General features: G+C 45.7%; 7 protein-coding genes. All 7 read right to left on the bottom strand.

Annotated features, from left to right (window positions below; genetic code table 11):
- Positions 1 to 140 precede the first annotated feature (140 nt).
- Entirely contained in the window at positions 141 to 620 is a 480-nt protein-coding gene (gene rlmH, locus IC21_RS14395; RefSeq protein WP_029142094.1) for a 23S rRNA (pseudouridine(1915)-N(3))-methyltransferase RlmH, read from the bottom strand.
- Positions 621 to 918: 298 nt separating this feature from the next.
- Positions 919 to 2,175: a S1C family serine protease gene (locus IC21_RS14390; RefSeq protein ID WP_029142095.1), complete on the bottom strand. Its 1,257-nt coding sequence runs from the start codon at positions 2,173 to 2,175 to the stop codon at positions 919 to 921.
- A gap of 215 nt (positions 2,176 to 2,390) precedes the next feature.
- On the bottom strand, positions 2,391 to 3,185 hold the full coding sequence (gene yycJ, locus IC21_RS14385) for an exodeoxyribonuclease YycJ (RefSeq protein WP_019720226.1): 795 nt from the start codon (positions 3,183 to 3,185) through the stop codon (positions 2,391 to 2,393).
- A 16-nt stretch (positions 3,186 to 3,201) separates the two neighbouring features.
- The gene (locus IC21_RS14380; protein ID WP_029142096.1) at positions 3,202 to 3,984 is read right to left on the bottom strand and encodes a two-component system regulatory protein YycI; all 783 of its coding nucleotides are present in this window, start codon (positions 3,982 to 3,984) and stop codon (positions 3,202 to 3,204) included.
- On the bottom strand, positions 3,971 to 5,254 hold the full coding sequence (locus IC21_RS14375) for a YycH family regulatory protein (RefSeq protein ID WP_029142097.1): 1,284 nt from the start codon (positions 5,252 to 5,254) through the stop codon (positions 3,971 to 3,973). Before IC21_RS14375 ends, IC21_RS14380 begins: the two co-directional genes overlap by 14 nt.
- Positions 5,251 to 7,071: a cell wall metabolism sensor histidine kinase WalK gene (gene walK, locus IC21_RS14370; RefSeq protein ID WP_029142098.1), complete on the bottom strand. Its 1,821-nt coding sequence runs from the start codon at positions 7,069 to 7,071 to the stop codon at positions 5,251 to 5,253. The genes IC21_RS14375 and walK overlap by 4 nt, the downstream gene beginning before the upstream one ends.
- Positions 7,072 to 7,075: 4 nt before the next feature.
- The gene (gene yycF, locus IC21_RS14365) at positions 7,076 to 7,786 is read right to left on the bottom strand and encodes a response regulator YycF (protein WP_013860876.1); all 711 of its coding nucleotides are present in this window, start codon (positions 7,784 to 7,786) and stop codon (positions 7,076 to 7,078) included.
- Positions 7,787 to 7,890 lie beyond the last annotated feature (104 nt).

Genomic DNA, 7,890 nt, shown 5'->3' with positions numbered 1-7,890 from the left:
TTCGCCCACAAGCGTACATTTAAATGATAGAGCGTCTTCCCATTTTTTTCCACTCATCTGCCCTTCGAGTAAAATTTTACACATACGTTTTCCTCAATTAAAAAGATAATTACCTAAATATACTATTATAAAAACCTCATCTACTTATGATACGGTTCCCCCCGGATAATCCGGAAGGCGCGGTAAATTTGTTCGACTAAAATGAGCCGCATGAGCTGGTGGGGGAAGGTCATTTTCGAAAAAGAGAGGCTTTCATTGCCGCGCTTGAGAACGGCTTGGCTTAAGCCGAGGCTGCCGCCGATTACAAAGGCAACTTTGCTTTTGCCGTATGTCGCCAGACGGTCGAGGGAACCGGCCAGTTCTTCTGACGATTTCATTTTCCCATCTATCGCCAGGGTGATGACATAGGTGTCCGGGCTGATTTTTGCAAGAATCCGCTCGCCTTCCTTCTGCTTTACCAGCTCCATTTCCGCTGCACTCAGCATTTCGGACGCTTTTTCATCCGCTACTTCGATGATTTCAACTTTTGCGTAAGCGGAAAGCCGTTTTAAATATTCCTGAATGCCCTGCTTCAAATACTTTTCTTTCAATTTTCCCACTGTAACGATAGAGATATTCACAACTTACACCCACCTTACCCACAAGCTATTGACAAGAGTTATCCACATATCCACAGAAACTATCCACATTTTGTGTGGGAATAACCGTTCCATACAAGATATATTTCACCATTTTTCGCTATTCACAGCCTGTTTATAACCTTCTTTTCGAGCAATTTCCACAAATATCCACCCGTATAAAAATTTTTTTCAACAAAATGTTCATTTCCGCTGCGGTCCGCAGCACGCTTTGCCCTGTTGATAACTGAATGCCGCAAAAAAAGGAAGGAAAAGCTTTCCGCCTTTCCTCCGCAGTTTGTTAATTGCTTCCCGAAGCGGTCCCGAGCGTTAATGTGAATGTTTTCGGCTGGCCGTTCCGGTATACCGACACTTTCACCTTATCACCGGGCTGTTTATGCTCATACAGGAATTTCCTTAATTCCACGATGTTGTCTATCTTTTGATCGTCCAGTTTGTAAATGACGTCAAATTCTTTCAAACCGGCTTTACTTGCAGGGGACCCTTTTTCAACAGAGCCGATCACAACGCCGGTCGTCACATTGGCGGGCAATTTTAACGTTTCCTTCTGTTGGTAAGCCGAGATATCCGAGACGTTTACAATCCCGACACCCAATGCCGGCCGGGTAATTTTCCCTTTTGTCTCCAACTGATGGATGACCGGTTTTGCAGAATTAATTGGAATCGAAAATCCAATGCCTTCAATCGACTCATTTGAAATCTTCATGGAGTTAATCCCGACAACCTGGCCGGCAATATTGACTAAAGCACCACCGCTGTTGCCGGGGTTGATCGCAGCATCGGTTTGAATGACTTCTGCCTGCCAGTCTTCCGTTCCATCTTCATCGATATCCACCGGAACAGTCCGGTTCAACCCGGAAACAATCCCTTCTGTGACAGATCCGGCAAATTCTTCACCAAGCGGGTTGCCAATCGCAATGACAGTTTCTCCAAGTTTTAATGCATCCGAATCACCGAATTGGGCAACGGTTGTCACATTGCTGCCGTCTATTTGAAGAACGGCCAGATCCGTATATTTATCGCTACCGACAAGTTTGGCAGAAAGCTTTTTCCCGTTCGATAAGGTCACTTCCAGCGCATTTGCCCCTTCAATCACATGGTAATTGGTGACGACATAAGCTTTATCGCCAACCTTTTTGTAAATAATCCCGGAACCGGATCCGGCTTCCTGGGAAGAAGAAGATTTTGAGTCCTGCCCAAACATATCATCAGACCAAATACTTTGTTTTTGAATGTTTGAGACGCCGACAACCGCTTTCTCCGTCTTTTCCACTGCTTTTGTAATATCGGTTGTCACCTTTAACGAGACGGTTTTCGTTGTTTTTGCCGTTGACGTGCTGGTATTTGCCACAGAATTTGAATCTACCGCAGCGGAATCCGGGTTCGTTTTTCCAAAAATACTTGGAAAAAGAAGGGCTACCACAAGCGCCCCCACAATTACGCCAATCAGCCCGGAAAGAAAATAGCCAAACCTTCCGCCGCCCCGCCTGTTTTCTTTTCCACGCCGTTGGCCATCCTGATCATCATAATATCCCATTGCGCATCACCCTTTCTGTACTGATGAGGAAAATTGAAGTTTGGTGAAGGATCCCTTTTTTGCCCATTCTGATTCCATTATAATGGCTGAAATTAAAAATTACTAAAAATCAAGCGCCAAAATAAAAAGAACTCTATCCCGCCTGCCGGTAAAACAGCTGCCCCCGCGGTTGGGGGGAGTCCGCAGCGACAGATTCTGCCGCCGGATCGCCGCGGTTAAACAGCCGTTAAGGCCGTTGGAATTTTCGGATCCGTATCATATAATGAAAAAGTTTCACCGACAGCCAGGCCCTGTTCCTGGAGCGTTTGGGAAACCGACAGCCGTGCGAGGTCTTTCATATTGTTATCTTTGCTTAAATGGGCAAGGTATATTCGTTTTGTCCGGTCCCCGATTACTTCGCCCATCGCAAGTGCAGCATCTTCATTCGACACATGCCCGACATCGCTCAAAATGCGCTGTTTGACACTCCATGGATACCTTCCCATCCGGAGCATTTCCACATCGTGGTTGCTTTCAAAAACAAAAATATCCGCGTTGGAAATCGTTCCTTTCATCCGGTCGCTGACATAACCCGTATCCGTAATGATGACCAATTTTTTGCCGCCTTCATGAAAAATATAAAACATCGGCTGGACGGCATCGTGGGAAACGCCGAACGACTCAATCTCAAGGCTTCCGAACGATTGGACAGATTCCATCCCGAATGAAAACTTCAAATCTGTTGGAATCTCTCCAATCATGCCTTCCATCGCCGACCATGTTTTGTCATTTGCATAAACCGGGAGCTGGTATTTCCGCGCCAGCACTCCGATTCCTTTAATATGATCACTGTGTTCATGCGTAACAAGGATTCCGCTTAAATCGGCAATATTGCGGCCGATCTGCCCAAAAAGTTGTTCCATTTGCCTGCCGCTTAAACCTGCATCCACTAAAAAAGCATGCTGCTCCGTCTCCACATAGATCGCATTTCCCGTGCTTCCGCTCGCAAGTACACTAAATTGCATCCCCATCGTATCCTCTCCAAAATTATTGTGCATTTTCCATTTCGTTGACCTGGCCTTCAAATGCATTGATAAATAATTGCTCTGTTTCATTCCCGTGTTTTACCGTAAAATGCCATGTCGGCACAAGCACCTGGAGTTCGGGCACCCTCGTATAGTAACCGAGTTCCGCCTTCGTCACTGTGCTGTTCGGTTTCAGCGTTCCTTTCTTATATAAGGCCTCCACCGCCTTTACCGCCGACAGCGTCTCTTCTTCTTCCCGGTAGATTTTAATATTGGTCAAATACGTCTGGTCATAGGAAATGATTTCATTCCGGTCATTTAAATACACGGTCAGTTTCGCGTTCTTATTATTAAAAATCATTTTTCCGTTATATGTCTCATAAAAGACGGCCTGATTCAAGTCTTTATCATAGTTCCACAGTTTATAGCGGCTGCCGTAGAGCATATTTTCCTGGATAACCGCCTCCAGCTGGTCCGTTTTGATTTTTGTGCCCAGTTTCACCGGCTTATCAAAAACGGAACTGAGTTTCTGCCCGTTCACGATTTCCGCCTGCTGGTTTTTCAATTTTTTCAAGTCTTTTGCGGTAAATACTTTTTCTTCCGCGCTGATATACGGCCGTTTTGCCTTTCCTTTCGGCAGATCGACGAATGTAATATTTGCAGCCTTTAGGCTTTGTTCAGCTGTCGGGCTGCCGATGACTTCATACTGATTTTTGACATGTTTGAAATACAACTGGCAGGAAAGGTAAATATCAAGCACCAGGAAAACAAGAATAAAGATTGTTTTTGTTTTACTCCAGTCCATCTTCATCCCCCCCTGCCATTTTCCATATTCCGTCGTAGCAATAATACCAGGCCGGTTGCAGCGAAAGGATATCGTCACTGTCTTTTTGCAAACGGTACCCGACTGCAATATCTCTCACCTTGTTCATTTGAACGGAAGGGTTTTCCTGCAAGCTGGCGATTACATCTTGAGCCGGCGGGAGTTTAACAACAGCCGGTTTTAACGGCAGGTTGAGCGACAGGTTGAAATACGGGCGGACATATTTGTAAATTTCCGTTCGGCCCAGGTATTCCCGGATCTCCGCCATGCCGTCATCGTTAAAAACAGGATAGCCGTCTTTAAAAAGCCGGAACGTGACTTCATTTTCCCGCTCATTGATTTCAAAATACTGGTACTGGTCCGTCCAGCCACTGTGCTGGTTAATAAAATCAATGGCCCGCGCCAACAGATGGTTCGGATCGGAGCTGTACCCGATGTCTTCCCCTGGATTGACGAAGGTTAAGACTTTATTGGATTCGTCTGTCCGCAACAGGCTGATGCCATTTGTATATTCCCCCGCCACTTTCTTTACAAAGTTCGGATCGGCAAACAGCGCTTTTTTAAATTTATCAATTTCAATGTCGGTTGTCGCATATTTATACTGGTTCACCACCGGATTTCCGGCAGGCAGGTAGATTCTTCTCGGACCGGAAAGGGCAAAAGCAGTATACGGTTTGTACAACGTTTTGTTGTCGTTCAGCTTTGAGATGAACACCTGAATGGATTTTTGGTCTGTGCTCGCCTCATACACTTTATTGGACGCCGTTGAAATAAAATAAACATGGTTTAAGTTTTTTGTTCCTTTGTTTAATTCGATCACAATATGGTCAAAATCGGCATCCGGCACCTTTTTGTTGGCAAAGTTCAGAACCGATTGATAGACACTGAACGGGACAGGGGCCGGAAAGTCCAATTCAATCCTGTTTTTTCCGTGCATTAAATTGTAAAGATCTTTTTTTGACAACAGGCGGGAACTGCTCATATCAAATGTCCATGTTCGAAGCAGATTCATCACCCGTGAAATTTCCCCGTCATGAACCGTGCCGGTTGTCCCGTCATCCTCATGGTAAAGCAATTTGTCAGGGAGGATGATACCGGGTACCTTTTTTTCCTTCGCAATCGCGATATTGTCCAGATCTTTTAAATTGAGCCAGTCATAATTCGGCTGGTTGTTCCAGATCAGCCATGTTAACAACAAGCTCAGAAGCACGAGCAACGTCAATATGATGGTTTTTACTTTTTCAAGACTCATAGCCACTCATCCTCTTGTGCCGGTTCGTAGGGAAGAGTAAAGTAAATGGTCGTTCCTTTTCCTTCTTTACTGCTTGCCCAAATGCTTCCGCCGTGCATTTCCACTATTTCTTTTGCAATTGCAAGGCCGAGCCCTGTTCCGCCGAGTTTGCGGCTGCGTGCTTTATCAACGCGGTAAAAGCGCTCAAAAATTTTCTTTACGTTTTCTTTCGGGATGCCTACGCCCTGGTCGGAAATGCTGACTTCAATTTTTTCGTTCAGTTCCCTCAGCTTAAACGTAATCTGGCCGCCTTCAGGGGAGTATTTCAATGCATTGGATATAATATTGTACAACACCTGGGTCATTTTATCTTCATCGATTTCCACAAAAATTTCCGTATTCGGCAGTTTGCGTTTGAACGTGACATTTTGCTGCTTTGCCATTTCAAACCGGTCAATGACATAGTGGAAAAATTCCACAAAATTGACCCACTCTTTATTTAAATGTTCGTCTTTGCTGTCCATTTTTGATAGCTTCAGCAAATCATTTACCAGCCGGATCATTCGTTCCGTTTCATTTTGCGTGACGCCTAAAAACTGCGGCGCAATTTTCTCATCTTTCCATGCCCCGTCTGTCAAAGCTTCCAAATAGCTTCTCATCGTGGTCAGCGGCGTTCTCAATTCATGGGATACATTGGCCACAAATTCGCGGCGTTCCATATCTATTTTCTCCTGCTCGGTGACATCGTGCAAAACCGTAATCAGGCCGCTAACAAAGCCGGCTTCATTTTGAATCACTGAAAAATTCGCCCGTAAAATGTATGGTTCTTCCTCCGTACTGAAATCAAGGATGACGGAATCCTGCTCTGTCAATAAATCATCAAACCTGTGTTCATCCTCGATTTTCAATACCGATATAAGCGGCTGGGAAAGCACTGTTTCACGTGAAACATCCAGCATCTCGGCAGCCGGCTCGTTGATTAAAATAATCCGTCCTCTCCGGTCGGTTGCAATCACGCCGTCCGTCATATGGGTCAGGATGGAGTCGAGTTTTCTTCTCTCGCCTTCCGTGCTGGCCTGCGCCTCCTGCAGCTTTTTGGTCATATGGTTAAACGAATAAGCGAGCTGCCCGATCTCATCATTCCCGATCACTTTGACTTTCCGGGCAAAATTGCCGCGTGCCATCGCCATCGCCTGCTTGCGGATCTCCCTGAGCGGCTTTGAAATCGTGCGTGCGGTAATGACGCCAAGCAGGGCTGTAACCAGCACTGCAATAACCGTCCCCGTCATAAAAATCTGGTTAATCGCCTGCACCTGGCGGTAAACCGTTTCAATTTTGGAGACAAGGTAAATAATACCGATCATTTCGCCGTTTGCTTTAATCGGGGAAGCCAGCACCCACATTCGGTCGCCGGTCTGCTTGTCCAAATAAATCTGGTCTTCCGGCTGGCCGGTTACACGGACGCTTTTGACAATATCTTCGGTTGTTTTTTGGCCGACAATGCTCTGGTCATTCGAAGAAGTGCCCAAAATAACGCCGCTGTGCGCGTCAATCAGCCGGATTTCAGAAACATCCGTACTTTTAAAGTCACCCAGCACTTTTCTCACTTTCAGCGTAATATCCGCCGCCTGGTTCTGCTTTTTCGTCAGCAGGTCTTCAATACTGTATTCAAGCACATTGACCTGGTCGTATATCGATTTTTTAAAATTCGTCTCGAGCTGGTTTTCCAGCTTGTTGATAAAATACACCCCGATAATTTCCATCGCGACGACGATCAGCAAAATATAAATCAGGACAAACTTAAAGTGAATAGACTGGAAGAATTTCACCTTATTCATTTGGCTACTCCTGTTCAGGGTTGCGCAAATAATAACCGACACCGCGCCTTGTCACAATCCACTCGGGATGGCTCGGGTTATCCTCCACTTTTTCGCGGAGCCGTCTGACCGTGACGTCCACTGTCCGGACATCGCCGTAATAGTCATAGCCCCACACGGTCTCAAGCAGGTGCTCGCGCGTCATGACCTGCCCGATATGCTTTGCTAGATAGTGGAGCAGCTCAAATTCGCGGTGCGTCAGTTCAATCGTCTCGCCGCGTTTTGAGACGACATAAGCATCCGGATGAATGACAAGTGAACCGATTGCAATTTCATTGGATTCCTCTTCCTCACCCGGAGCCGGGGGCGTCTGCTGGTGCCGCCGCAAATTCGCTTTGACGCGGGCAATCAGTTCACGGGTGCTGAAAGGTTTTGTGACATAATCATCGGCACCGAGCTCAAGGCCGAGCACTTTATCAATTTCTGAGTCTTTTGCCGTTACCATAATGATCGGCATATTGTATTTTTTCCGCACTTCGCGGCAAACTTCCATGCCATCCCGCTTTGGCAGCATAATATCAAGGACAATTAAATCCGGTTGCACTTCTTCCACCTTTTCCAGTGCTTCCTCGCCGTCATAGGCGCAAAACACCGTATAGCCCTCTTTTGTTAAATTAAACTGCAAAATATCGGCAATCGGTTTTTCATCATCCACGATCAAGATTTTTTTGTCCATCGTCCATACTCCTTCACAGTTCTGAAGAGTAAATTCATCAATTTTTAGATGTTTTATGATAAAATGACTTATCCACATTTAGAAAATTTTTCCATCTATTTTTT

It is taken from the genome of Heyndrickxia coagulans DSM 1 = ATCC 7050 (assembly GCF_000290615.1).
Lineage (GTDB): Bacteria > Bacillota > Bacilli > Bacillales > Bacillaceae_C > Weizmannia > Weizmannia coagulans.
The sequence above is the reverse complement of the archived record's forward strand: the minus strand, read 5'-3'. Positions and strand labels throughout refer to the sequence as shown.

Excerpts from the sequence above, each read along its gene's own strand:
- IC21_RS14390 (WP_029142095.1), bottom strand. The coding sequence starts at position 2,175 with ATGGGATATTATGATGATCAGGATGGCCAACGGCGTGGAAAAGAAAAC.
- yycJ (WP_019720226.1), bottom strand. The coding sequence starts at position 3,185 with ATGGGGATGCAATTTAGTGTACTTGCGAGCGGAAGCACGGGAAATGCG.
- IC21_RS14380 (WP_029142096.1), bottom strand. The coding sequence starts at position 3,984 with ATGGACTGGAGTAAAACAAAAACAATCTTTATTCTTGTTTTCCTGGTG.
- IC21_RS14375 (WP_029142097.1), bottom strand. The coding sequence starts at position 5,254 with ATGAGTCTTGAAAAAGTAAAAACCATCATATTGACGTTGCTCGTGCTT.
- walK (WP_029142098.1), bottom strand. The coding sequence starts at position 7,071 with ATGAATAAGGTGAAATTCTTCCAGTCTATTCACTTTAAGTTTGTCCTG.
- yycF (WP_013860876.1), bottom strand. The coding sequence starts at position 7,786 with ATGGACAAAAAAATCTTGATCGTGGATGATGAAAAACCGATTGCCGAT.